At 71.7% G+C, this 26,167-nt stretch carries 24 protein-coding genes; 20 read left to right on the forward strand and 4 right to left on the reverse strand.

Features of this window, described 5'->3' with window-relative positions:
* Positions 1-19: 19 nt before the first annotated feature.
* The 11 genes from pdxT (at position 20) to AF1_RS05065 (ending at position 11,910) form a co-directional block, all read left to right on the forward strand.
* Positions 20-637 carry a pyridoxal 5'-phosphate synthase glutaminase subunit PdxT gene (gene pdxT, locus AF1_RS05015; protein ID WP_067793811.1) on the forward strand — a complete coding sequence of 206 codons (618 nt, stop codon included), beginning with the start codon at positions 20-22 and terminating at the stop codon, positions 635-637.
* A gap of 3 nt (positions 638-640) precedes the next feature.
* Entirely contained in the window at positions 641-1,396 is a 756-nt protein-coding gene (locus AF1_RS05020) for a YebC/PmpR family DNA-binding transcriptional regulator (RefSeq protein WP_067793812.1), read from the forward strand.
* 83 nt (positions 1,397-1,479) lie between these two features.
* Positions 1,480-2,631, forward strand: coding sequence for a GNAT family N-acetyltransferase (locus AF1_RS05025; RefSeq protein WP_067793813.1), 1,152 nt, complete (start codon positions 1,480-1,482; stop codon positions 2,629-2,631).
* Between the two features lie 98 nt (positions 2,632-2,729).
* Positions 2,730-3,305 (forward strand): crossover junction endodeoxyribonuclease RuvC, encoded by a 576-nt coding sequence (gene ruvC / locus AF1_RS05030; RefSeq protein ID WP_067793852.1) that lies wholly within the window; start codon positions 2,730-2,732, stop codon positions 3,303-3,305.
* Positions 3,302-3,907: a Holliday junction branch migration protein RuvA gene (gene ruvA, locus AF1_RS05035; RefSeq protein ID WP_067793814.1), complete on the forward strand. Its 606-nt coding sequence runs from the start codon at positions 3,302-3,304 to the stop codon at positions 3,905-3,907. Before ruvC ends, ruvA begins: the two co-directional genes overlap by 4 nt.
* Entirely contained in the window at positions 3,907-4,989 is a 1,083-nt protein-coding gene (gene ruvB / locus AF1_RS05040) for a Holliday junction branch migration DNA helicase RuvB (RefSeq protein ID WP_067793815.1), read from the forward strand. The genes ruvA and ruvB overlap by 1 nt, the downstream gene beginning before the upstream one ends.
* Before the next feature lie 177 nt (positions 4,990-5,166).
* A complete protein-coding gene (gene yajC, locus AF1_RS05045; RefSeq protein WP_084262458.1) occupies positions 5,167-5,676 on the forward strand; it encodes a preprotein translocase subunit YajC in 510 nt (169 codons plus the stop codon).
* A gap of 50 nt (positions 5,677-5,726) precedes the next feature.
* Positions 5,727-7,544: a protein translocase subunit SecD gene (secD, locus tag AF1_RS05050; protein ID WP_084262459.1), complete on the forward strand. Its 1,818-nt coding sequence runs from the start codon at positions 5,727-5,729 to the stop codon at positions 7,542-7,544.
* Positions 7,545-7,546: 2 nt separating this feature from the next.
* Positions 7,547-8,719, forward strand: a complete 1,173-nt coding sequence (gene secF / locus AF1_RS05055; RefSeq protein WP_067793816.1) for a protein translocase subunit SecF — start codon at positions 7,547-7,549, stop codon at positions 8,717-8,719.
* Between the two features lie 17 nt (positions 8,720-8,736).
* Positions 8,737-9,261, forward strand: coding sequence for an adenine phosphoribosyltransferase (locus tag AF1_RS05060; protein ID WP_067793817.1), 525 nt, complete (start codon positions 8,737-8,739; stop codon positions 9,259-9,261).
* 396 nt (positions 9,262-9,657) lie between these two features.
* Positions 9,658-11,910 carry a RelA/SpoT family protein gene (locus AF1_RS05065; protein WP_242608741.1) on the forward strand — a complete coding sequence of 751 codons (2,253 nt, stop codon included), beginning with the start codon at positions 9,658-9,660 and terminating at the stop codon, positions 11,908-11,910.
* Positions 11,911-12,000: 90 nt separating this feature from the next.
* On the opposite strand, the gene aspS is transcribed toward AF1_RS05065, so the two are convergent.
* From aspS to AF1_RS05080, 3 genes are read right to left on the reverse strand one after another with little or no spacing between them, the layout of a single operon-like run.
* Positions 12,001-13,761, reverse strand: a complete 1,761-nt coding sequence (aspS, locus tag AF1_RS05070) for an aspartate--tRNA ligase (protein WP_067793818.1) — start codon at positions 13,759-13,761, stop codon at positions 12,001-12,003.
* Positions 13,758-15,038, reverse strand: a complete 1,281-nt coding sequence (gene hisS / locus AF1_RS05075; protein WP_067793819.1) for a histidine--tRNA ligase — start codon at positions 15,036-15,038, stop codon at positions 13,758-13,760. The genes aspS and hisS overlap by 4 nt, the downstream gene beginning before the upstream one ends.
* Positions 15,039-15,050: 12 nt before the next feature.
* Complete coding sequence (locus AF1_RS05080) at positions 15,051-15,746, reverse strand: MBL fold metallo-hydrolase (protein WP_067793820.1); 696 nt, start codon at positions 15,744-15,746, stop codon at positions 15,051-15,053.
* 207 nt (positions 15,747-15,953) lie between these two features.
* Between AF1_RS05080 and AF1_RS05085 the strand changes: the two genes are divergently transcribed.
* Complete coding sequence (locus AF1_RS05085; RefSeq protein ID WP_067793821.1) at positions 15,954-16,700, forward strand: peptidylprolyl isomerase; 747 nt, start codon at positions 15,954-15,956, stop codon at positions 16,698-16,700.
* A gap of 72 nt (positions 16,701-16,772) precedes the next feature.
* Positions 16,773-18,008, forward strand: coding sequence for a DUF349 domain-containing protein (locus AF1_RS05090; protein ID WP_084262461.1), 1,236 nt, complete (start codon positions 16,773-16,775; stop codon positions 18,006-18,008).
* A 37-nt stretch (positions 18,009-18,045) separates the two neighbouring features.
* Here the strand turns inward: AF1_RS05090 and AF1_RS05095 are convergent, their stop codons facing one another.
* Positions 18,046-18,618, reverse strand: a complete 573-nt coding sequence (locus tag AF1_RS05095; RefSeq protein ID WP_067793823.1) for a TIGR03086 family metal-binding protein — start codon at positions 18,616-18,618, stop codon at positions 18,046-18,048.
* Between the two features lie 260 nt (positions 18,619-18,878).
* Here AF1_RS05095 and AF1_RS05100 point away from each other — a divergent pair, with 260 nt between their 5' ends.
* From AF1_RS05100 to AF1_RS05130, 7 genes are all read left to right on the forward strand, one after another.
* Positions 18,879-20,150 (forward strand): replication-associated recombination protein A, encoded by a 1,272-nt coding sequence (locus AF1_RS05100; RefSeq protein ID WP_242608740.1) that lies wholly within the window; start codon positions 18,879-18,881, stop codon positions 20,148-20,150.
* A 108-nt stretch (positions 20,151-20,258) separates the two neighbouring features.
* Entirely contained in the window at positions 20,259-20,675 is a 417-nt protein-coding gene (locus AF1_RS05105; protein WP_067793825.1) for a DUF948 domain-containing protein, read from the forward strand.
* Positions 20,672-21,007 carry a DUF6167 family protein gene (locus AF1_RS05110; RefSeq protein ID WP_067793826.1) on the forward strand — a complete coding sequence of 112 codons (336 nt, stop codon included), beginning with the start codon at positions 20,672-20,674 and terminating at the stop codon, positions 21,005-21,007. Before AF1_RS05105 ends, AF1_RS05110 begins: the two co-directional genes overlap by 4 nt.
* A 2-nt stretch (positions 21,008-21,009) precedes the next feature.
* Positions 21,010-23,679 (forward strand): alanine--tRNA ligase, encoded by a 2,670-nt coding sequence (alaS, locus tag AF1_RS05115; protein WP_067793827.1) that lies wholly within the window; start codon positions 21,010-21,012, stop codon positions 23,677-23,679.
* A 37-nt stretch (positions 23,680-23,716) separates the two neighbouring features.
* Positions 23,717-24,175, forward strand: a complete 459-nt coding sequence (gene ruvX, locus AF1_RS05120; RefSeq protein WP_067793828.1) for a Holliday junction resolvase RuvX — start codon at positions 23,717-23,719, stop codon at positions 24,173-24,175.
* On the forward strand, positions 24,172-25,332 hold the full coding sequence (gene mltG / locus AF1_RS05125) for an endolytic transglycosylase MltG (protein ID WP_067793829.1): 1,161 nt from the start codon (positions 24,172-24,174) through the stop codon (positions 25,330-25,332). Before ruvX ends, mltG begins: the two co-directional genes overlap by 4 nt.
* Positions 25,305-26,165 carry a shikimate dehydrogenase gene (locus AF1_RS05130; protein ID WP_242608736.1) on the forward strand — a complete coding sequence of 287 codons (861 nt, stop codon included), beginning with the start codon at positions 25,305-25,307 and terminating at the stop codon, positions 26,163-26,165. Before mltG ends, AF1_RS05130 begins: the two co-directional genes overlap by 28 nt.
* Positions 26,166-26,167 lie beyond the last annotated feature (2 nt).

The raw sequence follows: 26,167 nt of genomic DNA on the forward strand, positions 1-26,167 counted from the left end.
ATCCCTGGAAGGTTCCCACGTGACCACTGTGCCGACGATCGGTGTCCTTGCTCTGCAGGGCGACGTGCGTGAGCACGTCCGCGCCTTGGAGGCCGCGGGCGCGCGCACCCTGGCCGTGCGCCGTCCCGACGAGCTGGAACGCGTCGACGGGCTCGTCCTGCCCGGCGGGGAGTCCACCACGATGTGGCGGCTGGCGCGCTCCTTCGAGCTTCTCGATCCGCTGCGCAAGCGGATCGAGGCCGGCCTGCCCGCCTACGGCTCCTGCGCGGGCATGATCATGCTGGCGGACCGGATCCGGGGCGGCGTCGCGGGCCAGGAGACCGTCGGCGGGATCGACATGACCGTGCGGCGCAACGCGTTCGGCCGGCAGGTCGACTCCTTCGAGGCCGCGATCTCGCTGACCGATATGGGCGACACCCCGTATCACGCCGTTTTCATCCGCGCCCCCTGGGTGGAGTCCGTCGGCGACGCCGTCGAGATCCTCGGGCGCGCCGAGAGCGGCCCGAACGCCGGTAGGATCGTCGCCGTTCGTCAGGGACGTCTCATGGCGACCTCGTTCCATCCGGAGTTGACAGGCGATTTCCGCGTGCACCACTACTTCGCCGATCTGGTGCGCCGGACGACAGAGGAGGAGTGACAGATGTCCGGCCATTCCAAGTGGGCGACGACCAAGCACAAGAAGGCGGCCCTCGACGCCAAGCGGGGCAAGCTCTTCGCGAAGCTGATCAAGAACATCGAGGTGGCGGCCCGCACCGGCGGCGGCGACCCCGAAGCCAACCCCACCCTCTACGACGCCATCTACAAGGCGAAGAAGAACTCCGTCCCCAACGACAACATCGAGCGCGCCCGCAAGCGCGGCGCCGGTGAGGAGGCCGGGGGCGCCGACTGGCAGACCATCACCTACGAGGGCTACGCCCCCGGTGGTGTCGCCGTCCTCATCGAGTGCCTCACCGACAACCGCAACCGGGCCGCCTCGGAGGTCCGTGTCGCCCTCACCCGCAACGGCGGCTCTCTCGCCGACCCGGGCTCGGTCTCCTACATGTTCAACCGCAAGGGCGTCGTGATCGTCCCCAAGGCGGGCACCAGCGAGGACGACCTGATGATGGCCGTCCTGGACGCCGGCGCCGAGGAGGTCAACGACCTCGACGGCGACAACTTCGAGGTCGTCAGTGAGGCTGGCGACCTGGTCGCGGTCCGCACCGCCCTGGTGGACGCCGGAATCGACTACGAGTCGGCCGAGAGCAAGTTCCTGCCGAGCGTCACCGTCCCCCTGGACGAGGAGAACGCCAAAAAGGTCTTCCGCCTCCTGGACGCCCTGGAGGACTCCGACGACGTCCAGGAGGTCTACGCGAACTTCGATGTGCCTGACGAGGTCATGGCCGCCATCGACGCCTGAGCCGCCGCCGTCGCGTTGTCACCGCCGTGTCCCTCCGGGGCGCGGCGGTGTTCGTGTCACCGGCATGGAATACGGTCCTGACCATGGAGATCCGCGCGCTGGCACCCGAAGAGGCCGACACCGTCCGCGACATCCGGAGCCGTGCGTTCGGCCCGCTGCCGGACGAGCAGTGGCGGCGGCGCATCCAGATCGCCGGGTCGTCGTTCGACGCCGGGCGGCAGTTCGCCGGATTCGAGGACGGGGAGATCGTCGCCACGGGGGCGCTGCACGAGATGACGCAGTGGTGGCACGGGCGGGCCGTGTCCCTCGCGGGCGTCAGCGCGATCACGGTAGCGCCGGAGGAGCGCGGCCGGGGGCTCGGCCGCCGGCTGATGACCGACCTGCTGGAGCGGTGCGCCGCGTTCGGGCACCCGCTCGCCATGCTCTATCCCGCCACGACGCGGCTCTACCGTTCGCTCGGCTGGGAGCACGCGGGCGCACAGCACCACGTCGAGATCTCCGCCGAGGCGCTGCGCACCGTCGCGGCCGAGCGGGTCCCCGTCCGCAGGGCCGGGCCGCAGGACGCCGCCGAGGTCGCCGCCGTCATCGGCCGCGCGCACGCCTCCGGCCTCGACTGCGGGCCGGTCGGCTGGACGGAGCCGAGGTGGCGCGCGGTCCTCGCCGACCGCGACTACTACGTTCACCTGGCGGAGGACGGATTCCTCTCCTACCGGTGGGCGGACGGCAACAACGCCCTGGAGGTCACCCGGCTCGTCGCGTCCTCGGAGGCCACGCTGAGGGCGCTGTGGGCCATCGTCGGGTCCGGGTCCTCGGTCGCCGAGACCGTCCGGGCGTGCGTGTCGCCCATGGACCCGGTGCTGTGGATGCTCCGCGAGCGCGAACACGAGAATGTCGAGCGGCGCCAGTGGATGCTGCGGGTGGTGGACGCGCCCGCGGCGATCGCGGCGCGCGGCTACCCCGAGGGCGTGTCCGCCGGGGTGACGCTGACGATCGACGATCCGCAGCGTCCCTCGAACTCGGGCCACTGGCGGCTGGAGATCGAGAACGGCGAGGGGCGGCTGGAGCCGTCCGCCGGGACCCCGGACGCCGTCCGCCTCGGGCCGCACGGCCTGGCCGCCCTCTACGCGGGCGTCCCCGTGCCCACGCTGCGCCGCTCCGGCCTCCTCCAGGGCGGGGACGCCGGCGCCCTGCCGGCCGCCTTCGCGGCGACACCGTTTTCGCTGGATTACTTCTAGAGGCCCCGATTACTTCCAGAGACACGGGGCCGCGCCCTCCACGCGGCGGCCCCGGATTGGTAGCGTTGACGGCCGAACAGATGATCGAAGGAGTGGCCGTGCGGGTGATGGGGGTGGACCCCGGGCTCACCCGGTGCGGGGTGGGAGTCGTCGAGGGCGCCCCCGGCAAGCGGCTCCACCTGGTGCACGTGTCGGTCGTGCGGACCGGCGCCGACGAGGACCACGCCCTGCGCCTGATGGGCATCGAGGCGGGCGTCGAGGCGCTGATGGACGAGTTCCGCCCGGACGCCGTCGCCGTCGAGCGCGTGTTCTCCCAGCACAACGTCCGCACCGTGATGGGGACCGCGCAGGCCGCCGGCATCGCGATGCTGGCGGCGGCCCGCCGCGGGTTGCCCGTTGCGCTGCACACCCCGAGCGAGGCCAAGGCGGCCGTCACCGGGAACGGACGCGCCGACAAGGCGCAGGTGACCCGGATGGTGACCCGGCTGCTGTCCCTGGAGACGGCCCCCAGCCCGGCGGACGCGGCCGACGCGCTCGCGCTGGCCATCTGCCACGTGTGGCGCGGGGGAGCGCAGCAGCGGCTCGCACAGGCGCAGCGGTCGCGCATCGAGGAGGCGGCCCGCGCCGAACGCGCGCGGCTCGCCGCCCGCAACAGAGGAGGAAGCAGCCAATGATCGCCTTCGTCAGCGGCTGGGTGGCCGCCGCCGGGCCGGACGGGGCGGTGATCGACGTGCACGGTGTCGGCCTCGCGGTGCAGTGCACGCCCGCCACCCTCGCCGGGCTGCGGGTCGGCGAGCAGGCGCACGTGCCGACCTCCCTCATCGTCCGCGAGGACTCCCTCACCCTGTTCGGGTTCGCCGACGACGACGAGCGCACGGTGTTCGAGCTGCTGCAGACCGCGAGCGGCATCGGGCCCCGGCTCGCACTGGCGATGCTGGCGGTCCACACGCCCGATGCACTGCGCCGCGCGGTGGCCGCCGAGGACGTCACCGCGCTCACCAGGGTCCCCGGCATCGGCAAGAAGGGCGCCCAGCGCATCGTCCTGGAGCTCAGGGACCGCCTCGGCGGCCCGATCGGCGACGGCGCCGGCGAGGTGCGCACGCCCGCCCGCGCCGAGGCGTGGCGGGAACAGGTGCAGATGGGCCTGATCAACCTCGGCTGGTCGGCCAAGGACGCCGACGCCGCCGTGGACGCCGTCGCCGCCGACCTCGACGGCGCCGAGACGCCCCCGGTCGCCGTCCTGCTGAAGTCCGCGCTCAAGAAACTCAGCAAATAATGAGCGGCGGCAACGGCGGCGATGAATTCGAGCGGCTCGTCTCGGCGGCTGCCGACGGGGTCGAGGAGCAGCGGATCGAGGCCGCGCTGCGGCCGAAGAAGCTGGACGACTTCGTCGGCCAGGAACGCGTGCGCGAGCAGCTCTCGCTGGTGCTGCACAGCGCGCTGCGGCGCGGCCGGACGCCCGACCACGTGCTGCTGTCGGGCGGGCCGGGCCTCGGCAAGACCACCCTCGCGATGATCATCGCGGCGGAGCTGGGGCAGCCGCTGCGGATCTCCTCCGGGCCCGCGATCGAGCGGGCGGGCGACCTCGCGGCGGTGCTGTCGACGCTCGCCGAGGGCGAGGTGCTGTTCCTGGACGAGATCCACCGCCTCGCGCGTCCCGCCGAGGAGATGCTCTACATGGCGATGGAGGACTTCCGCGTCGACGTCGTGGTGGGCAAGGGGCCGGGCGCGACCGCGATCCCGCTGGACATCGCGCCGTTCACCCTGGTCGGGGCGACCACCCGGGCGGGCATGCTGCCCGGCCCGCTGCGCGACCGGTTCGGTTTCGTCGCGCACATGGACTTCTACGAGCCCGCCGAACTGGAGGTCATCGTCCGGCGGTCGGCGCGGCTGCTGGACGTGGAGATCGCCGACGACGCCGCCGCCGAGGTCGCCCGGCGCTCCCGCGGCACGCCCCGCATCGCCAACCGGCTGCTGCGCCGCGTCCGCGACTACGCCGAGGTCCGCGCCGACGGGATCATCACGCAGGAATCGGCGCGGGCGGCCCTCGCGTTGTACGAGGTGGACGAACGGGGACTGGACCGGCTCGACCGATCCGTCCTGGAGTCGCTGATGCGCAAGTTCGGCGGCGGGCCCGTGGGCCTGTCCACCCTCGCCGTGTCGGTGGGGGAGGAGCCGGAGACCGTGGAGGTCGTCGCCGAGCCGTTCCTCGTCCGGCAGGGACTGCTGGCGCGGACGCCGCGCGGACGCGTCGCCACCGCCGCCGCGTGGGCGCACCTGGGGCTGCCTCAGCCGCCCACGGCGCCGATGGCGGGCACCCTGTTCGACGTGGACGAGGACGCCGCCCCGCCCGAATAGTGATCATCTGATAACGGGTTGGGAACTTCCCGGCGTCGCCGATCGTCGCGTCGTTGCCGGGGTCTCGCGTACTCTCTAGACTCCGGGACTTGGTTCACCGTCTCCAGCCGGCGGTCCCCGTGGACGTGACCGATCCGGTCACAGGCTGGTAATCGACATCGGAAGGATGCCCCGGTAATGGGCAGCGACATGATTCTTGCGGCGAGTTCAGGCGGTAGCGGGCCGTTCAACCTGCTCCTGCTGCTCGCCGTTCCTCTGGTCTTCTACTTCCTGCTCATCCGGCCGCAGAGCAAGCGCCGCAAAGAGCAGATGCAGATGCAGAACGACCTCCAGCCCGGTGTCCGCGTGGTGACGACCAGCGGTATCCGCGCCACCGTCGTGGAGGTCGACGACGACGGCGTTCTCCTGGAGATCGCCGACGGTGTCGAGGTGCGCTTCGTCAAGCAGGCCGTCATGCAGATCCTCAAGGACTCCGACTCCGAGGACCTCGACGAGGACCCCGGTGAGGGAGACGAGGACGGCACCGTCGACCTCACCAAGGACGGCTCCGAGGTCGACCTGTCCAAGGACGGCGACACCGAGGACGGCACGGAGACGAAGGACACCGCGGTGGACGAGGACGGGGGGCCCGCGTCCAAGCCGGAGGAGAAGACGAAGGTCAAGGCGGCGGACAAGCCGTCCGCATGACCTTCTGACACTCCCACGGCGCTGACCAAAGACGGGAAGTTAAGACGACAGTGGCTTCGCCCAACTACGCTCCCAAACCCGGGCGCACGCTCCTCGCACTGTTCGCGACGCTGGTCGTCCTCGCCGGCCTGGCGGTCTGGCAGGGCCAGACGACGCCCAAGCTCGGCCTGGACCTGGCCGGCGGGACGACCGTGACGCTCACGGCCAAGACCGCGAACGGCAAGAACCCTCCGCCCGAGCAGATGAACCAGGCCGTCAAGATCATGACCCAGCGGGTCAACGGCCTGGGGGTGTCCGACGCGGAGGTCGCCAAGCAGGGCAGCAACAACATCGTGGTGAACGTCCCGGGCGAGGGGCAGGGGCGCGTCGTCAACCTCATCGGGACCACGGCGAAGCTGCAGTTCCGCCAGGTGTTCGCGGCGGCGGACGGCAAGCCCAAGGGGGCCGTGCCGAACCCGATCCCCTCCATCAAGGACAAGGGCAAGAAGGACAAGGGCAAGAGCCCGTCGCCGTCGCCGTCCCCGTCCGGGTCGTCGGCGTCCCCGTCCGGGAGCGCCTCGCCGTCCACGTCGTCCACCCCGCGCGGCCGGGCCCTGTCGGGGGCGCTGACCGCCCCGACGCCGAAGCCGCCCGCCTCGGGGGACCCGCAGCCGCAGCCGACGCCGTCGTCGCCGCTGACGGTGCCGTCCGGGCAGCCGACGCCACCCGCGCAGGGCTACCCGGGCGTGACCGACAAGGCCGTCATCCAGCAGTTCGAGTCGCTCGACTGCTACAAGGGGGACCGGCACACCCCCGGCGCGAACGACCCGAACCGCAAGTTCGTCGCCGCCTGCGACCAGAACGAGGAGAACGGCCAGGTCTCCAAGTACATCCTCGGGCCCGTCCGGGTGCTCGGCGAGAACGTCGACGCGGCCACCGCGATGCCGCCGAACCCGCAGCAGGGCGAGCCCAGCTGGTCGGTGTCGCTGAAGTTCGACGGCAAGGGCGCCCGCCAGTTCGGCGAGATCACCACCGACGCCTCCCGCGCCTACCAGCAGGACCCCAACTCCCCGCAGGCGCAGGTCGCGATCGTCCTGGACGGGCAGGTCGTCTCGGCGCCCGGCATCCGGGAGGGCGCGATCACCGGCGGCACCGCCAGGATCGACGGGCCGCCCGAGAGCTTCACCCAGCAGTACGCCACCGACCTCGCCAACGTGCTCAAGTACGGGGCGCTGCCGCTGGAGTTCAAGCAGAGCTCCATCGACGAGGTGTCGTCCACGCTGGGCTCCGACCAGCTGGCCGGCGGCCTGACCGCCGGGGCGATCGGCCTCGGGCTGGTGGTCCTCTACTGCCTGTTCTACTACCGGGGCCTCGGCCTGGTGGCGGTGTCCAGCCTGGTCGTGGCGTCCGCCATCACCTACCTCGCGGTGGTGATCCTCGGTGAGGGGATGGGCTTCCGGCTCTCGCTGCCGCACATCATCGGCCTGATCGTCTCGATCGGCATCACCGCCGACTCGTTCATCGTCTACTTCGAGCGCCTGCGGGACGAGCTGAGAGCCGGCCGCAAGCTGCGCTCGTCGGTCGAGAACGCCTGGAAGCGGGCGCGGCGCACCATTCTCGTCGCCGACGCCGTCACCTTCCTGGCCGCGCTCGTGCTGTACTTCCTCGCGGTCGGCGGCGTCGCCGGGTTCGCGTTCGCGATGGGCCTCACGACGCTCATCGACATCGTGGTGGTGTTCTTCTTCACCAAGCCGATGGTCGCGCTGCTGTCGCGCACCAAGTTCTTCGGCCGCGGCCATCCGATGTCCGGGCTCGATCCAAGGCGGCTGCACCGCGCGGCGAGCAAGCCGTCCGCCACCACCGCCCCGTCGACCAGCCAGGAGGCCTGACCATGGGACTGCGCACGGTCACCTCGCGGATCTACCGGGGCGAGATCAGCGCCGACATCGTCGGCCGCCCGAAGATCTGGTACACGATCTCCGGGCTGCTGCTGGTGCTGTCGATCGCCGGCCTGCTCGTCCAGGGCCTGAACTTCGGCGTGGAGTTCAAGGGCGGTTCCGTCTTCACCTTCAAGGCGCCCAGCGCCTCGATCGAGCAGGTGCGCACCGCCGTCACCGGCGGCGGCGCCCACCAGGCGATCGTGCAGAAGGCGGGCGGCGACTGGCGGGTGACGACCGAGAGCATGTCGTCCTCGCACGTCACCGAGGTCAAGTCGAACATCGCCCAGGAACTGAAGGTCCCGGCGGGCAAGGTCAGCACCCAGGTCGTCGGCGCCTCGTGGGGCGGCGAGATCCAGAAGAAGGCCTGGCAGGCGCTGGCCGTCTTCATGATCCTGATCATCGGCTACCTGTCGGTGGCGTTCGAGTGGCGGATGGCCATGGCGGCGGTGGTCGCGCTGGTCCACGACCTCGTCATCACGGCGGGCGTCTACGCCTGGTCCGGCTTCGAGGTCACCCCGGCGACGCTGCTCGGCTTCCTGACCATCCTCGGATACTCGCTGTACGACGCGGTCGTCGTCTTCGACATGATCAAGGAGGTCACCAAACCGCTCGGCCCGACCTCCAAGACCACCTACAGCGAGGCCGCGAACCAGGCGCTCAGCAGCACGCTGGTCCGGTCGCTGAACACCTCGCTGGTCGCGATCCTGCCGGTCGGCGCGATCCTGTTCATCGGCACCACGCTGTTCGGCGCCGGGACGCTGAAGGACCTGTCGCTCGCCCTGTTCGTCGGCATGATCGTCGGGACGTACTCCTCGATCTGCGTGGCGACGCCGCTGCTCGTCCAGTTGAAGGAGCGCGAGCCGAAGTACCGGCAGATCCGGGAGAACATCGCCCGGCGGGAGCAGAGCGCGAAGCGGCAGACCAAGGCGCCCAAGGTCAAGGCCGGCGCGGGCGCGTCCGGCAAGCCCCCGGCCGACGACGGCGACGATGACGGCGAGGGCGCCCCGGCCACCGGTGAGCCCGCCGCCGACATCAGGAGCACCGTCACGGTGCGCAAGGTCGTGCAGACCGGGTCGCGCCAGCAGCCCAAGCGCGGGACGCGGCAGCAGCGGCGCGGCAATTAGGCGGGGGATCGTCGACCGTGGACCTCGGCAAGCTGATCCAGGAACGGATCCGCGACATCCCCGACTACCCCAAGCCCGGCGTGATGTTCAAGGACATCACGCCGCTGCTGGCCGACCATGTCGCGTTCGCCGGCGTGGTCGACTCGATCGTCAACCACCACGGCCGCGGCACCATCGACAAGATCGTCGGTATCGAGGCCCGCGGGTTCATCCTCGCCGCGCCCGTCGCCTACCACTTCGGCGCCGGCTTCGTCCCGGTGCGCAAGAAGGGGAAGCTGCCCGCGGCGACGCGCGAGGAGACCTATGACCTCGAATACGGGAACGAGACGATCGAGATCCATTCCGACGCTCTCGAAGCCGGCGAGCGCGTGCTGATCGTCGACGACGTCCTGGCCACCGGGGGCACGGCCAGGGCGGCCGCCGAACTCGTGCGGCGATGCGGCGGCGACGTCGTCGGGCTGTCGGTCCTCCTCGAACTGTCCTTCCTGCACGGACGCGACAAACTGGGGAATCTGGACGTCCATTCACTGGTTACGGTCTAGTGCGAAATGGGCGCCGGATACACTGGCGCCATCAGGGTCCGGTGGGAACGGGCGCGACCCGCGCGGCGTGCACGACGGGCCCGAACGGACTAGGGAGGCTGGGTGCCCGGTGAGGTGGTATCGACCGGCGCGGTGAACGACGCCGCGGCGCCCCAGGCCGGGAAACATCCGGTGCGGGAGACCGCGGGAGAGCGGGCCGTGCAGGCGGCCGGGGCGTCCACCGTGCCACCGCACCGCGCCGAACGGCGCGATCCGCCGCCCGCGCCGCCCGCCGAAGACCCGCCGCCGAAGGACCCCGCCGCCCGCGACCCCCGAGCCGAGACTCCCCCCGCCGAGCGCACCGGCCCCCCGGAGGACGCCGATGACGCGTCCGAGACCGACGCCCCGTCCAGGCCCATGCCGGCCACGATTCCACCGTCTGCCGCCCGGGTGCGCCGTAGGCTCGCCAGACTGGGCGCCCAGCGCGGCCCCGCTATGAACCCGGTACTGGAACCACTGATCAAGACGGTCCGCAACACGCACCCGAAGGCGGACCTGCGGCTCATCGAGCGCGCCTACGACGTCGCCGCGCACCACCACCGCGACCAGAAGCGCAAGAGCGGCGACCCGTACATCACGCACCCCCTCGCGGTCGCGACCATCCTCGCCGAACTCGGCATGAACACCGAGACGCTCTGCGCGGCGCTGCTGCACGACACCGTCGAGGACACCCCGTACACGCTCGACCAGCTGCGCGCCGAGTTCGGGGACGAGATCGCCGCCCTCGTCGACGGCGTCACCAAGCTCGACAAGGTCAAGTACGGGGAGGCCGCGGAGGCCGAGACCGTCCGCAAGATGGTCGTGGCGATGTCCCGCGACATCCGCGTCCTGGTGATCAAGCTCGGTGACCGGCTGCACAACATGCGCACGCTGCGCTACATGCCGCGGCACAAGCAGGAGAAGAAGGCCCGCGAGACCCTGGAGGTGTTCGCGCCGCTCGCGCACCGCCTCGGGATGAACACGCTGAAGTGGGAGCTGGAGGACCTCGCGTTCGCCACCCTGTACCCCAAGCGGTTCGACGAGATCGCCCGCCTGGTGTCCGAACGCGCCCCGCGCCGCGACGTCTACCTCCAGGAAGTGATCGAGAAGGTCTCCACGGACCTGCGCGAGGCCCGGATCAAGGCCACCGTCACCGGCCGGCCGAAGCACTACTACTCGATCTACCAGAAGATGATCGCGCGGGACGTCGGCTTCGACGACATCTACGACCTGGTCGGCATCCGGGTCCTCGTCGACAGCGTCCGCGACTGCTACGCCGCCCTCGGTTCGATCCACGCGCGATGGAATCCGGTCCCCGGCCGGTTCAAGGACTACATCGCGATGCCGAAGTTCAACATGTACCAGTCGCTGCACACGACGGTGATCGGCCCGGAGGGCAAGCCCGTCGAGTTGCAGATCCGCACCTGGGGCATGCACCGCCGCGCCGAGTACGGCGTCGCCGCGCACTGGAAGTACAAGGAGGAGACGGTCGGCGGCCGCAAGGCCGGCGACATGCAGTGGCTCCGCCAGCTTCTCGACTGGCAGAAGGAGACCGCCGACCCGGCCGAGTTCCTGGAGTCGCTCCGCTTCGACCTGTCGGTCTCCGAGGTGTTCGTGTTCACCCCGAAGGGCGACGTGATCGCGCTGCCGCAGGGCGCGACCCCCGTCGACTTCGCGTACGCGATCCACACCGAGGTCGGGCACCGATGTATCGGCGCCCGCGTCAACGGCCGTCTCGTCCCCCTCGAATCGACCCTCGACAACGGCGACACCGTCGAGGTGTTCACCTCCAAGTCGCCGGACGCGGGCCCGAGCCGCGACTGGCTCGGTTTCGTCAAGAGCGCCCGCGCCCGCAACAAGATCAAGCACTGGTTCTCCAAGGAGCGCCGCGACACCGCGATCGAGGCCGGCAAGGACGCCATCGCCCGCGCGATGCGCAAGCAGAACATGCCGCTGCAGCGGATGATGTCCGGTGAGGCCCTGCTCGCCCTCGCCCGCGACATGCGCTACCCGGACGTGTCGTCCCTGTACGCCGCCGTCGGCGAGAGCCACGTCTCCGCCCAGCACGTCGTCCAGCGTCTCGTGGACGCCCTCGGCGGCGTGGAGAGCGCCGAGGAGGACCTCGCCGAGATCGCCCTCCCGACGCGCCGCAAGCGGAGCCGCCCGGCCGGCGATCCCGGTGTCGTCGTCGCCGACGAGCCGGACGTGTGGGTCCGGCTGTCGCGCTGCTGCACCCCGGTCCCCGGCGACGACATCGTCGGGTTCGTCACCCGCGGTCACGGCGTCTCCGTCCACCGCGCCGACTGCGCCAACGTCGCCAGCCTGAGGTCGCAGCCCGACCGGCTCATCGACGTCAAATGGTCCCCGGGTGAAGACTCGGTCTTCCTCGTCGCCATCCAGGTCGAGGCCCTCGACCGCCCCCGCCTGCTGTCGGACGTGACCCGGGTCCTGTCCGACCAGCACGTCAACATCCTGTCGGCCTCGGTCACCACCACCCGGGACCGTGTCGCCGTCAGCCGCTTCACCTTCGAGATGGGCGACCCGAAACACCTGGGCCACGTCCTGAAGGCCGTCCGCTCCATCGACGGCGTCTACGACGTCTACCGGGTGACCAGCGGCGCCGCCCGCTGAGAACGCCCCAGCCCACCGCCTGAGCCCGAACGTGCGGAGGGGGCAGCCGCCACCCGGCGGCTGCCCCCTCCGCACGTCGGAAGTGCCAGGTCAGGAGGCGGCGGTCTCGTCCTCCGGGATGACGTCCACGCCGGCTTCCGCGCGCTGTTCGGGGGTGATCGGGGTCGGGGCGGCGGTCAGGGGGTCGTGGCCGGACGCGGCCTTCGGGAAGGCGATCACGTCGCGGATCGAGTCCTGGCGGGCCAGGAGCATGACCACGCGGTCCCAGCCGAAGGCGATGCCGCCGTGGGGCGGCGGGCCGAACTTGAACGCCTCCAGCAGGAAGCCGAACTTCGACTCGGCCTCCTGCTTGGAGAGGCCGAGGACGTCGAAGACGCGCTGCTGCATCTCGGCGCGGTGGATACGGATGGAGCCGCCGCCGATCTCGTTGCCGTTCAGGACGAGGTCGTAGGCGTCCGCGAGCGCGCTGCCCGGGTCCTCGTGGAAGGTGTCGGCGTACTCCGGCTTCGGGGCGGTGAACGGGTGGTGGACGGACGTCCAGCCGATCTGCTCGCCCTTGTCGTCCTCGACGGGCTCGAAGATGGGGGCGTCGACGATCCAGACGAACTTCCAGGCGGTCTCGTCGATCAGGCCGCGGCGGCGGCCGATCTCCAGGCGGGCGGCGCCGAGAAGCTCCTGGGTGGCGTGCCGCTTGCCGGCGCCGAAGAAGACCGCGTCGCCGGGGGCCGCGCCGGTCTCGGCGGCCAGGCCGTCCTTCTCGGCGTCGGAGAGGTTCTTGGCGACCGGGCCGCCGAGCGTGCCGTCCTCCTGGACGAGCACGTAGGCGAGGCCGCGGGCACCGCGGGCCTTCGCCCAGTCCTGCCAGCCGTCCAGCTCCCTGCGGGTCTGGGACGCGCCGCCCGGCATGACGACCGCGCCGACGTACGGGGCCTGGAACACGCGGAACGGCGTGCCGGCGAAGTACTCGGTCATGTCGGTCAGTTCCAGGCCGAAGCGCAGGTCGGGCTTGTCGGAGCCGTACCGGGCCATCGCGTCGGCGTAGGTGATGTGGGGGATCGGGCGGGGGATCTCGTGGCCGACGATGTCCCTCCAGAGGCGCGCCACGAGGTCCTCGCCGACCTTCAGGACGTCGTCCTGGTCGGCGAACGACATCTCGATGTCGATCTGGGTGAACTCGGGCTGCCGGTCGGCGCGGAAGTCCTCGTCGCGGTAGCAGCGGGCGATCTGGTAGTAGCGCTCCAGCCCGCCGACCATCAGGAGCTGCTTGAACAGCTGGGGCGACTGCGGCAGCGCGTACCAGTGGCCGGGCTTGAGCCGGACCGGGACGAGGAAGTCGCGGGCGCCCTCGGGCGTCGACCGGGTGAGGGTGGGCGTCTCGACGTTGACGAAGCCGTGCTCGCGCATCACCTCGTGCGTCAGGAACGCGGCCTCCGAGCGGATCTTCATGGCGCGGGCGACGGCGTCGCGGCGCAGGTCGAGGTACCGGTACTTGAGCCGGATCTCCTCGTGGACGTTGACGTCGCCCTCGATGGGGAACGGCAGCGGCGCGGCGTCCGACAGCACCTCGATGTCGGACGCGGCGACCTCGATGTCACCGGTGGGCAGGTCCGGGTTCTCGTTGCCCGCGGGACGGACGCGGACCTCGCCGACGATCTTGACGCAGAACTCCGAGCGCAGGTCGTGCGCGGCGTCCTCCTCGCGGAAGACGACCTGGGCGGTGCCGGACGCGTCGCGCAGGTCGATGAACGTGACACCGCCGTGGTCGCGGCGCCGGCCGACCCAGCCGGCCAGCGTGACCTGCTGCCCGGCGTGCTCCTTGCGGAGCGTCCCCGCCTCGTGGGTCCGGATCATTTCGAAAGCCTTTCCTTCAACGTCGTGGTGAGCTCGGTGAGCGGGACGGCGGTCTGCTCGCCCTCGGCCAGGTCCTTGACCTGGGCGACGCCGTCCGCGATATCTCGCTCCCCGAGGATCACGGCGTAGCGGGCGCCCGAGCGGTCGGCGTCCTTCATGGCGCCCTTCAGCCGTTTGCCGCCGAACGCCATGTCGGCGGCGATCCCGGCGCGGCGCAGCTCGTCGACGAGCGCGAACATGCGGCGTTCGGCGGTGTCGCCGAGCGCGACGCCGAACGCCTCGCAGCGCGGCTTGGCCGCGAACGCCGCGCCCCCGCCCTCCCGGGACTCGGCCTCAAGCGCCAGGATCGTGCGGTCCAGGCCGAGCCCGAACCCGATGCCGGGCAGCGGTGGGCCGCCGATGTCCTTCGACAGGCCGTCGTAGCGTCCGCCGCCGCCGATGCCGGACTGGGCGCCGAGCAGCGGGTGGTCGAACTCGTAGGTCGTGCGCGTGTAGTAGTCCAGGCCGCGGACGAGGGTGGGGGTGTCCTCCCAGGCGATGCCGAGGTCGGCGAGCAGCCCCCGGACCCGGTCGTGGTGGGCCTTGCAGGCCGGGCACAGGTGGTCGGCCATCAGCGGCGCGCCGGTGAGCTGCTCGCGCACCTTGGGACGCTTGTCGTCCAGCACCCGCAGCGGGTTGATCTCGACGCGGGCACGGGTGTCCTCGTCCAGGTCCAGGCCGCGCAGGAACTCCTGCAGCAGGGCCCGGTAGCCGGGACGGCACTCCTTGCAGCCGAGCGAGTTCAGCAGCAGCCGCACCCGCGTCAGCCCCAGGGACCGGTACCAGTTCGACGCGATCGCGATGGTCTCGGCGTCGACCTGCGGGTCCTCGCTGCCGATCGCCTCCAGGTCGAGCTGGTAGAACTGCCGGTAGCGGCCCTGCTGCGGACGCTCGGCGCGGAACGCGGCCCCCGTCGTCCACACCTTCACCGGCAGCGCGCCCTTGTGCAGGTTGTTCTCCAGGACGGACCGCAGCACCGACGCGGTGAACTCGGGACGCAGCGTCAGCGACCTGCCGCCCCGGTCCTCGAAGGTGTACATCTCCTTGGTCACCACGTCGGTGGACTCGCCGACGCCGCGCCGGAACAGGTTGGTGTCCTCGAAGACGGCCAGTTCCAGGTAGCCGTAGCCGGCCAGCCGCGCCTGCTCGGCGAACGCCTCCCGGATCGCGTAGAAGAGGTCCGCGCGCGGCGGGACGTATTCACTGACCCCCTTGGGGGCCCGGAAACTCGAACTCATGGTCTCTTAGGCTCAGAATCCCTTGTTGGGTCCGTCCGCCGGAGTCAACTCCGCGAGGAACGGGTTCGTCGCCCGCTCACGGCCGATTGTGGTCTGCTCGCCGTGGCCGGGGAGGACGGCCGTGTCGTCGGGCATGGTCAGGCACACCCGGGACAGGCTGGCGAGGATCTCCTCATACGATCCGCCCGGCAGGTCGGTACGCCCGATCGACCCCGCGAACAGCAGGTCGCCGGTGAACATCACGTCCGGGATCTGCGGGGTGCGCGGTGTCCGGAACGTCACCGACCCGGGCGTATGGCCCGGCGCGTGGTCGACGGTGAAGGTCAGCCCGGCCAGCTCCAGCGCCGCCCCGTCCGCGAGCTCCCGCACGTCGTCCGGCTCGGCCAGCTCCAGGCCGCCGAACAGCTGCTGCCCGGCGCCCAGGGACAGGCCCTTCGCCGGGTCGGTCAGCAGGTCGCGGTCGTCCGGGTGGATGTAGGCGGGGACGTCTTTGGCGCCGCACACCGGGGCCACCGACCAGACATGGTCGATATGACCGTGCGTCAGCAGCACCGCGACCGGCTTCAGCCGGTGCTCGCGCAGCAACTCCTCGATTCCGGCCTCGGCGTCCTGGCCGGGATCGATGATCACGCACTCCTCACCCGCGGCGGGCGCCACGACGTAGCAGTTCGCGGCGAATGATCCGGCGGGGAACCCGGCGACGAGCACGGTCGTCCTTTCCTGGAACCAACTCGGTGGGCGTGTCCGAGGGTACCGGCGCGGCCATGGCCACCGCGAACGAGATGGGCCGCGCCGTGTCGCGTCGCGCCCGTCCCACCGCCGCGGGGAGCGCTTCCGGACGCGAAGGCGCGTTCACACCCGGGTACCGCTACTATGCGCTGCACGTTCACCTGATCACAGCGGAGGGGCGGGGCAGTGGCGGGGAAGGACCGCAAGAAGCATCTCGCGCGGCAACGCTACGAGCGCCAGCAGCAGCGGCGGGCGCAGGAGGCGGCGAAGGCGCGCCGGGTCAAGATCATCGGCTCGGTCGCCGCGGTTGCGGTCATCGCCGCCGGTGCCGCGGCGTTCATGGTGCTCAAGGAGGACAAGTCCGCGGCGGCCGGCCCGCAGTGCGTCTACAAGACGGACACGGACAGCGGCGAGGTCAAGGACGTCGGCACCCCGCCGGGCAAGCCCGCCCGCCCTGGCATCGTCCAGGCCACGGTCAAGACGAACCAAGGCGACGTGGAGATGCAGCTGTACGGCGACAAGGCGCCCTGCACGGTCAACTCCTTCGTGTTCCTGGCGCAGAAGAACTTCTATGACAAGAGCGAGTGCCACCGGCTGACGAGCGGCGGCCTCAACGTCCTGCAGTGCGGCGACCCGTCGGCGTCCGGCAGCGGCGGGCCCGGCTACGGGTACGCCAACGAGAACACCAGCGGCGCGACCTACACCGAGGGCACGCTCGCGATGGCGCACACGCAGGCGCCGGACTCCAACGGCAGCCAGTTCTTCATGGTCTACAAGGACTCGCAGCTCCAGCCGGACTACACCGTGTTCGGAAAGATCACGAAGGGGCTGGACGTGCTCAAGAAAATCGCCGAGGGTGGTTCGGACCCCAAGAGCGACGGAAAGCCCAAGAAGAAGGTCGAAATCCAGGACGTCACGATCGCCGGGAAATAGGCGAACGGGGTACTAAGGTGTGGAGGGTCCGGAAGGCGTGAGCCGTCCGGACCCGCGATTCAGGAGGCAAGGGTGTCCAGCGCGACCGATCCCTGGGGCCGGGTGGACGAGGACGGCACCGTCTATGTCAGGACGGCGGACGGCGAGCGGGTCGTCGGGTCCTGGCAGGCAGGCGCGCCCGAAGAGGCCCTGGCCTACTTCAAGCGCAAGTACGACGCGCTCGTCACCGAGATCGGCCTGCTCGAACAGCGGATCCGCACCACCGATCTGCAGCCCGCCCAGGCGCAGCACAGCATCGAGCGGCTCCGCGAGGCCGTCGCCGGCGCGCACGCCGTCGGCGACCTCGACGCGCTCGGCCGGCGCCTGGACGTTCTCACCGAGCAGGTCGGGCGGCGCCGCGAGGAGGTCAAGGCCCAGCGCGAGCAGCACCGCCACGAGGCCCGCGAGGTCAAGGAGCGGATCGTCGCCGAGGCCGAGCGCATCGCGGCCGAGGAGACGCACTGGAAGAACGGCGGGGAGCGGCTGCGGCAGCTGGTCGAGGAGTGGAAGGCCGCCGACCGCATCGACCGGCCCGCCGAGACCGCGCTGTGGAAGCGGCTGTCGGCCGCCCGCAACGCCTTCACCAAGCGTCGCAAGGCCTACTTCGCCACGCTCGACGACCAGCGCGAGGAGGCCCGCCGGGAGAAGGGGCGCCTGGTCGCCGAGGCCGAGGCGATGTCCGGCTCCACCGACTGGGGCGAGACGGCCGCCGCCTACCGCGACCTGATGCGCCGCTGGAAGATGGCCGGACGCGCCTCCCGGGACGTAGAAGACGACCTGTGGGCCCGCTTCAAGGGCGCCCAGGACACCTTCTTCCAGGCCCGCAGTGCCGCGTTCGCCGAGCGTGACGCCGAGTTCCGCGGGAACGCCGAGGAGAAGGAGAAGATCCTCGCCGAGGCGGAGCGGCTGCTGCCCGTGCGGGACGTCCGGCAGGCGCGGCAGGCGCTGCGCGCGGTCCAGGAGCGCTGGGAGGCCGCCGGCATGGTCCCGCGCGACCAGCGTGACCGTCTGGAGGGCCGGCTCCGCAAGATCGAGGACGCCGTCCGCGCCGCGGAGGAGAACGAGTGGCGCCGCACCAACCCCGAGGCCCGCGCCCGCGCCGAGGCTACGGTCGGCCAGTTGCGCAGCTCCATCGAGCAGTTGGAGAAGCGCCTCGGCAAGGCCCGCGAGGCCGGCCGGGAGAAGGACGTCAAGGAGGCCGAGGAGGCCCTCAACGCCCGTCGCGCGTGGCTGGAGGAGGCCGAGCGCACCCTCGCCGAATTCTCGTAGGCCGCCGGGGGCTCGTCCCACGCCCGCGGCCGGTGGCTCAGGCCGGCGGGACGGTGCGGCCCAGGAAGGCCAGGAGGCGTGTCTGCTCGTCGGCTCCCGGGGACGCCGTGAGCTGCGGGGCCAGGTGCCCGGCGGCGCGCAGGGGAGCGGCGACCATCTGGGCCGTCGCGAACGCGTGGTGGACGAGGTCGGGGTCCAGGCGGGACGGCTGGCCCGTCGCGCGCGCCAGGTCCCAGGCGTGCACCAGCGGTTCCAGGATGTAGCCGCCCAGGAAGTCGCCCAGCGGGAGCTCGCCGAGCCCCCCGAACGGGACGGGGCGTAGCAGCGCCTCCGGGGTGAGGGCCGCCGCGCACTCCTTGCGGGCCGCCCGCCAGCTCATCAGGACGTCGCCCTGGACGAACCGGGCCGGGTCCCGGTTGACGTCCGGCGGGGGTTCCCCGGTGGCCAGCGACCGGATCAGGGACTGCCCGCCGGTCACGTGACCTGCGACGTCCCGTGCGGTCCACCCCTCGCAGGGCGACGGCGCGTCCCACGCGTCGTGCGGGACGCCGGCGACCAGGCCCTCGAAGAGGTCGAGGGTCCGGTGGTAGCCGCTGAGGTTGTGCGCCATGGTGGTCAGTGACCCGCGATCCGGCCGCCATGTCAAGCGATATCCGCAAGGTGATCCATCAGGGTTCCCGGACGTCCGGGAGCACCCGCGCCGCGAGATAGTGTCGGAGCGTGACCAGCAGGGCGGAATCGGGCGAGCCGGAGGGCCTTTTCGACGCGCCGGAGCAGGGCCGTGCCGTACCGGAGCCCGCGCCCCCGGCCACGTCCGGCGCGCCCGTCGCGGCCGGGAGGGGCGGCGCGGAGCAGCCGCTCGCCGTCCGGATGCGTCCCCGCGCGCTGGACGAGGTCGTCGGGCAGGGCCATCTGCTCGGCCCCGGCACCCCGATCCGGCAGCTCGTCGACCGGGACGTGCCGATGTCGCTCGTCCTGTGGGGGCCGCCGGGCACGGGCAAGACCACCCTCGCCACCGTCGTGAGCCATGTCACGTCCCGCCGGTTCGTGGAGATCTCCGCGGTCAGCGACGGCGTCAAGCGGGTCCGCGCCGAGATCGGCCTGGCCCGCCGCGAGCTGGGCATGACCGGACGGCAGACCGTCCTGTTCGTCGACGAGGTCCACCGCTTCAACAAGGCCCAGCAGGACGCCCTGCTCCCCGCGGTGGAGAACCGGTGGGTGTCGTTCATCGGCGCGACGACCGAGAATCCGTTCTTCTCCGTCATCAGCCCGCTGCTGTCCCGCTCCCTGCTGCTGACGCTGGAGCCGCTCGGCGCGGACGACCTGCGCGAGGTGATCCGCCGGGCGCTCACCGAGGAACGCGGCCTGAACGGGGCGGTGACCCTCGACCCCGCCGCCGAGGACCACCTCGTCCGGCTCGCCGGCGGCGACGCCCGCCGCACCCTCACCTACCTGGAGGCCGCCTCCCTCGTCGTCGACGGCGGCGGCGTGATCGACGTCGGCGTCCTGGAGAGGGCCGTCGACCGGGCCGCCGTCCGCTACGACCGCGAGGGCGACCAGCATTACGACGTCGTCAGCGCGTTCATCAAGAGCATCCGCGGCAGCGACGTCGACGCGGCGCTGCACTACCTCGCCCGCATGATCGAGGCGGGGGAGGACCCGCGGTTCATCGCCCGGCGGCTGATCGTGCACGCCAGCGAGGACGTCGGGATGGCCGACCCGACCGCGCTGCAGACCGCGGTCGCGGCGGCGCAGGCGGTGGAGTTCGTCGGCCTGCCCGAGGCCAGGATCAACCTCGCCCAGGCGGTGATCCATCTCTCCCTCGCGCCCAAGTCCAACGCGGTCATCACGGCTGTGGACGGCGCGCTCGGCGACGTCCGCAAGGGCCTCGCCGGCCCCGTCCCCGGGCACCTGCGCGACTCCCACTACAAGGGCGCCGCGAAGGTCGGGCACGGGCAGGGCTACAAGTACGCCCACGACCATCCCGGCGGGGTGGTCCGGCAGCGGTACGCGCCCGACTCCGTGGACGGACGGGAGTACTATCGCCCGACCAGGCATGGCGCCGAGGCGCGGTTCACCGAGGTCCTCGCCCGGATCAGGTCCGTCCTGCGCGGCACCCCGGGGGAGGCGCGGGAACGGTAATGATCGATCTTGCCTGGCCGGTGCGACCGGCACACGGCCCGGCGGACCGGTAAGGTCTGTCAGGCCATGCCCGGCCCCGAGCCGAACTCTCGCGAACGGAAAGCCCTGATGCTTACTGGTGGACAGCTGGCAGGCCTCATCGTGGCCGTGTTCTGGGCGGTGCTCGTCTCGTTCATCGCGCTGACCCTGCTGAAGCTCTCCCGGCTGCTCGCCGAGGCGGGCAGGGTCGTGCGCGAGATCGGCGACCAGGCCGCCCCCCTGCTGGACGACATGACCGACACGGTGAAACGCGCCAACGAGCAGCTCGGCCGCACCGACGTCATCACCAAGCAGGTCGCCGGCGTCACCCAGAACGTCTCGGCCGTCACCACCGTCATGACGTCGGTGGTCGGCGGCCCGCTGGTGAAGGCCGCCGCCTTCTCCTACGGCGTCCGCAGGGCCCTCGGCAGCCGGGACGGCGACGGGCGCTCCCCGTCCGGCCGGCCGCAGCTTCAGGCCCGCTCCTCGGGGAAGGGACGCGGATGAGGCGGCTGTTCTGGCTCTCCGTCGGCGCCGGCGCCGGCGTCTACGTCACGCACCGTGTCAAGCGGCGCGTGGAGCGGGTCGCCCGCAGCCTGTCCCCCGAGGGGGTCACGGTGCGCGCGGTGGCGGCGGGGAAGGGCACCGGGGAGCGGTTGAGGCTCTTCGCCTCCGACGTCCGTACCGAGATGCGGGCCCGCGAGGAGGAACTGCGCGAGGCCGTCCGCATGGACCAGGCCCCGCCGGACGCCGAGGTTCCCGGATACCGGGGCTCCCCGCCCCGCCGGGTGCTCAAGGCGCGATACACGATCATCGACGACGACAAGGATGGCCACTGATCATGGAGTCGGCAGAGGTCGCACGCCGCTTCCTGAAGTTCTTCGAGGAGCGCGGGCACACGGTGGTGCCCTCGGCCAGCCTGGTCGCCGAGGACCCGACCCTGCTGCTGGTCAACGCCGGCATGGTCCCGTTCAAGCCGTACTTCCTCGGCCAGCGCACGCCGCCCTCGCCGCGGATGACCAGCGCGCAGAAGTGCGTGCGGACGCCCGACATCGAGGAGGTCGGCAAGACCACCCGGCATGCCACGTTCTTCCAGATGCTGGGCAACTTCTCCATCGGCGACTACTTCAAGGAGCAGGCGATCCCGTTCGCCTGGGAGCTGCTGACCGCCTCCCGCGCGGACGGCGGCTTCGGCTTCCCCGAGGACAAGCTGTGGGTCACCGTCTTCCACGACGACGACGAGGCCCAGAACATCTGGCACCACAAGGTGGGCGTCCCCCTCGACCGCATCCAGCGGCGCGGCATGGAGGACAACTTCTGGTCGATGGGCGTCCCCGGCCCGTGCGGGCCCTGCTCGGAGATCTACTACGACCGCGGCCCCGAGTACGGCCGCGAGGGCGGCCCGGTCGCCGACGAGGACCGCTACCTGGAGGTGTGGAACCTCGTCTTCATGCAGTACGAGCGGGGACCGGGGGAGAGCAAGACCGACTTCCCGATCCTCGGCGACCTGCCCGCCAAGAACATCGACACCGGCATGGGCCTGGAGCGCATGGCGGCGATCCTGCAGGGCGTCGACAACATCTACGAGACCGACACCCTGTGGCGGGTCCTCGACCGCGCCGCCGGGCTGACCGGCGCCAAGTACGGCCGCGACCACCGTGCGGACGTGTCGCTGCGCGTCGTCGCCGACCACGTCCGCAGCGGGACGATGATGGTCGCGGACGGCATCCGCCCCGGCAACGAGGGCCGCGGCTACGTGCTGCGCCGCATCCTGCGCCGCTCCATCCGCAACCTGCGCCTGCTCGGTGGCCAGGACGCCGGGCTCATGCACGAGCTGACCGCCGTCGCGATCAGCGCGATGGGCGAGCAGTACCCCGAGCTGGTGCGCACGGCGGCGAACATCCACACGGTCATCGACGCCGAGGAGGACTCCTTCCTGCAGACGCTCCGCACCGGCACCGCGATCTTCGACACGGCCGTGGCGGAGACCAGGCGGTCCGGCGGCGCGACACTGCCGGGCGAGCAGGCGTTCAAGCTGCACGACACCTACGGCTTCCCGATCGATCTCACCCTGGAGATGGCGTCCGAGCAGGGCCTGCGGGTGGACGAGGACGGCTTCCGCCGGCTCATGCAGGAGCAGCGGGACCGCGCGAAGAGGGACGCCCGCGACAAGAAGACCGGCAACCTCGACGTCTCCGTCCTGGACGAGCTGCTCACCGGCGCCGGCGGCAAGGTCGACTTCACCGGCTACGGCAGCCTGGCCGGTGACGCCCGCCTCGTCGGGCTGCTGGTCGGCGGTGCCAATGTGCCCGCCGCCGGCGAGGGCACCGATGTGGAGGTCGTCCTCGACCGCACCCCGTTCTACGCCGAGGGCGGCGGCCAGCTCGCCGACCACGGCGTGATCCGGCTCGGCAACGGCGCCGTCATCGAGGTGACGGACGTGCAGGCGCCCCTCGCCGGCCTCGTCGTGCACCGCGGGCGCGTCCGCAGCGGCGAGGCGCAGGCGGGCGACACCGCCTACGCCGAGGTCGACGTGGAGCGGCGCCGGGCGATCTCCCGCTCGCACACCGCGACCCACATGGTGCACGCCGGGTTCCGCCGCGCGCTCGGCGAGTCCGCCGCGCAGGCCGGTTCGGAGAACTCGCCCGGCCGGTTCCGGTTCGACTTCACCGCCTCCGGCGCCGTCCCCCCGAGCGTGCTGCGCGATGTCGAGGACGAGGTGAACGAGGTGCTGGTCGGCGACCTGGACGTCCGGGCGTTCCACACCTCGATCGACGAGGCCCGCGCGATGGGCGCGCTCGCGCTGTTCGGTGAGAAGTACGGCGATGAGGTCCGGGTGGTCGAGGTCGGCGACTACTCCCGCGAGCTGTGCGGCGGCACCCATGTCGCCCGCTCCGGGCAGCTCGGCCTGATCAAGGTGCTGGGCGAGTCGTCGATCGGCGCCGGCGTCCGCCGCGTCGAGGCGCTCGTCGGCATCGACGCGTTCCGCTTCCTGGCCCGGGAGAGCGTGCTCGTCGCGCAGCTCGCCGAGCAGATGAAGGCGCGCAAGGAGGAGCTGCCCGAGCGCGTCTCCGGCATCGTCACCCGGCTCCGGGACGCGGAGAAGGAACTGGAGAAGCTCCGCTCCCAGCAGGTCCTCGCGATCGCCGGATCGCTCGCCGACGGCGCGAAGGACGTGGGCGGCATCGCGTTCGTCGGGCACCGCGCCCCGGACGGCACCGGCGCCGACGACCTGCGCAAGCTCGCCGTCGACGTCCGCGGCCGGCTCCAGGCCCGGCCCGCCGTCGTGATGGTGACCGGTGTGCCGAAGGACCGTCCCGTCGTGGTCGTCGCCGTCACCCCGGGCGCCCGCGAGCGCGGCCTCAAGGCGGGCGCGCTCGTCGGCCTCGCCGCCAAGGCCCTCGGTGGAGGCGGCGGCGGCAAGGACGACCTGGCGCAGGGCGGCGGCGCGAACCCGGCGGCGATCGGCGACGCCCTCGCCGCCGTTGAACGAGCAGTAGGGGCCGCGTGAGCCCGGCGGGACGGGGGCAAGCACCGGGGCGGGCGATATGAGGAACGGCGTCCGGCTCGGGGTCGATGTGGGGAGCGTGCGCGTGGGGGTCGCCAAGTGCGACCCCGGCGGCATCCTCGCCTCCCCCCTGGAGACCGTGAAAAGCGGCAAGGGGGACATCGACCGGCTGGTGGAACTGGCCGCCGAGCACGAGGCGATCGAGGTCGTCGTCGGACTGCCGACGTCGCTGTCGGGCCGGGAGGGCCCGGCGGCGCAGGCGGCGCGCAAGTTCGCGGCCAGGCTCGCGGACCGTCTTCCTCCGGAGACGGTCCGACTGCACGACGAGCGGCTCACCACCGTCACCGCCGAGAGCGGGCTGCGGGCCGGGGGAGTCCATGGTCGGGCCAGGCGCAAGGTCGTCGATCAGGCCGCCGCGGCGGTCCTGCTCCAGGCGGCCCTCGACGCGGAACGGTTGACTGGGCGTCCCCCAGGAGAGATCGTCCGGGGGAGTTCATGAACGATTTGGACCTCTTCCCAGATCCGTACGGCGACGGGCGGCTGCCGGAGGAGCGGCTCGGCCGGCGTGACCAGCGGCGCGTCCGCAAACGGCAGAAGCGCCGCAAACGCAGCGGCCGGGCCGCGGCCCTGTTCGCGATGGCGTTCCTGGTGGCGGTGTTCGGCACGGGCGGCGTCCTCGGCTACGCGTGGCTCGACAACCAGTGGCACCCTCCGGACTACACGGGCCAGGGCTCCGGCAAGGTCACGATCCAGATCAAGGAGGGCGCCAGCGGCCTGGTCATCGGCGCGACGCTGGAACGGCATCGGGTGGTCAAGAGCGCCCGCGCGTTCGTGAAGACCTACAACAAGGAGACGCGCGCCTCCAGCGTCCAGCCGGGCTTCTACCAGATGCGGCTGAGGATGTCGTCGGCCGCGGCGATGGCGCTGCTGCTGGACCCGAAGTCGCGGGCCGGGAACCAGATCACGATCCCGGAGGGCCGGCGGGCCGTCGAGGTCTTCGAACTGCTGGCGAAGAAGACCGGGATCTCGGTCAAGGAGTTCCAGGCGGCGGCGAAACGGCCGCGGAACCTCGGGCTGCCGCCGTACGCGAAGGGCAAGGTGGAGGGCTACCTCCACCCGGGCCGCTACGACCTGGACCCGAACGGCTCGGCGGAGCAGATCCTCAAGCAGATGATCGAGCGGTTCAACCGGGAGGCCGCCTCGGTCGACCTGGTCGGCAAGGCGCGCAAGGCGCACATGAACCCGGCGACGGTGATCACGCTCGCCAGCCTCGTCCAGGCGGAGGGCGGCAAGCCCAGCGACCTGCCGAAGATCTCCCGGGTGATCTACAACCGGGTGGAGCGCGGCATGCCGCTGCAGTTCGACACGACGGTCCTGTACGCGCTCAACAGGCGCACGCTGACCGTGACGAACGAGGACCTCAAGGTCGACTCGCCGTACAACACCTACACGCACAAGGGGCTGCCGCCGGGGCCGATCAGCAACCCCGGACCGGACGCGATCGAGGCGGCGATCGCCCCCGAGGACGGGACGTGGCTGTACTTCATCGCCACCGACCCGACGAACAAGGTCACCAAGTTCGCGACGACGGAGCAGGAACGGCAGGCGATCGAGAAGGAGTTCCGGGAGTGGCAGCGCAAGCACCCGGGCCAGTGACGGGGGACCCGCCCGTCCGGCGCGCCGCGGTGCTGGGGTCGCCGATCGCGCATTCGCTGTCGCCGGTGCTGCACCGCGCGGCGTACGCCGCGATGGGCCTGGACACCTGGTCCTACGAGGCGATCGAGTGCGGCGAGGACGGCCTCGCCGCACTCCTCGCCGGTCTCGGCCCCGAATGGGCGGGCCTGTCGCTGACCATGCCGCTCAAGCGGGTCGCGCTGGGTCTGGTCGACTCGGTGTCCGACCTGGCAGTGCGGGTCGGCGGCGCGAACACGATCGTCCTGCGGGACGGGCGGCGGCACGGCGACAACACCGACGTGCACGGCATCGAGACGGCGCTGACGGAGGCGGGCGTCAAGGCGCCGCCGTCGGTGCTGGTGCTCGGCGGCGGGGCCACGGCGGCGTCCGCGCTGGCCGCGCTCGCCCGGCTCGGCGCCGCCGAAGCGGTGCTCGCGGTCCGGACACCCGAGCGCGCCGCCGGGGCCGCCGAGGTGGGGGAGCGGTTCGGGCTCACCGTCCGGGTCGTGCCGCTGGACCGGGTGCCCGCGCACCTTCCGGCCGAGCTGGTGGTGTCGACGCTGCCGGGACGGGTGGCCGACGCGTTCGCCGAACCGGTCGCCGCGTCGGGCGCGGCCCTGTTCGACGTGGTGTACGCGCCGTGGCCCACGGCGCTCGCGGCGGCGGTGCGGCGGGCCGGCGGGACGGTCGTGGGCGGTTTCCCGATGCTGCTGCACCAGGCCGTCCGGCAGGTGACGCTGATGACGGGCCGCGCGGACGTGCCGGTGGAGGCGATGCGCGCCGCCGGGGAGGCGGAGCTGGCGCGCCGCGCCTGACC

The organism is Actinomadura formosensis NBRC 14204 (genome assembly GCF_001552155.1).
Taxonomy (GTDB): domain Bacteria; phylum Actinomycetota; class Actinomycetes; order Streptosporangiales; family Streptosporangiaceae; genus Spirillospora; species Spirillospora formosensis.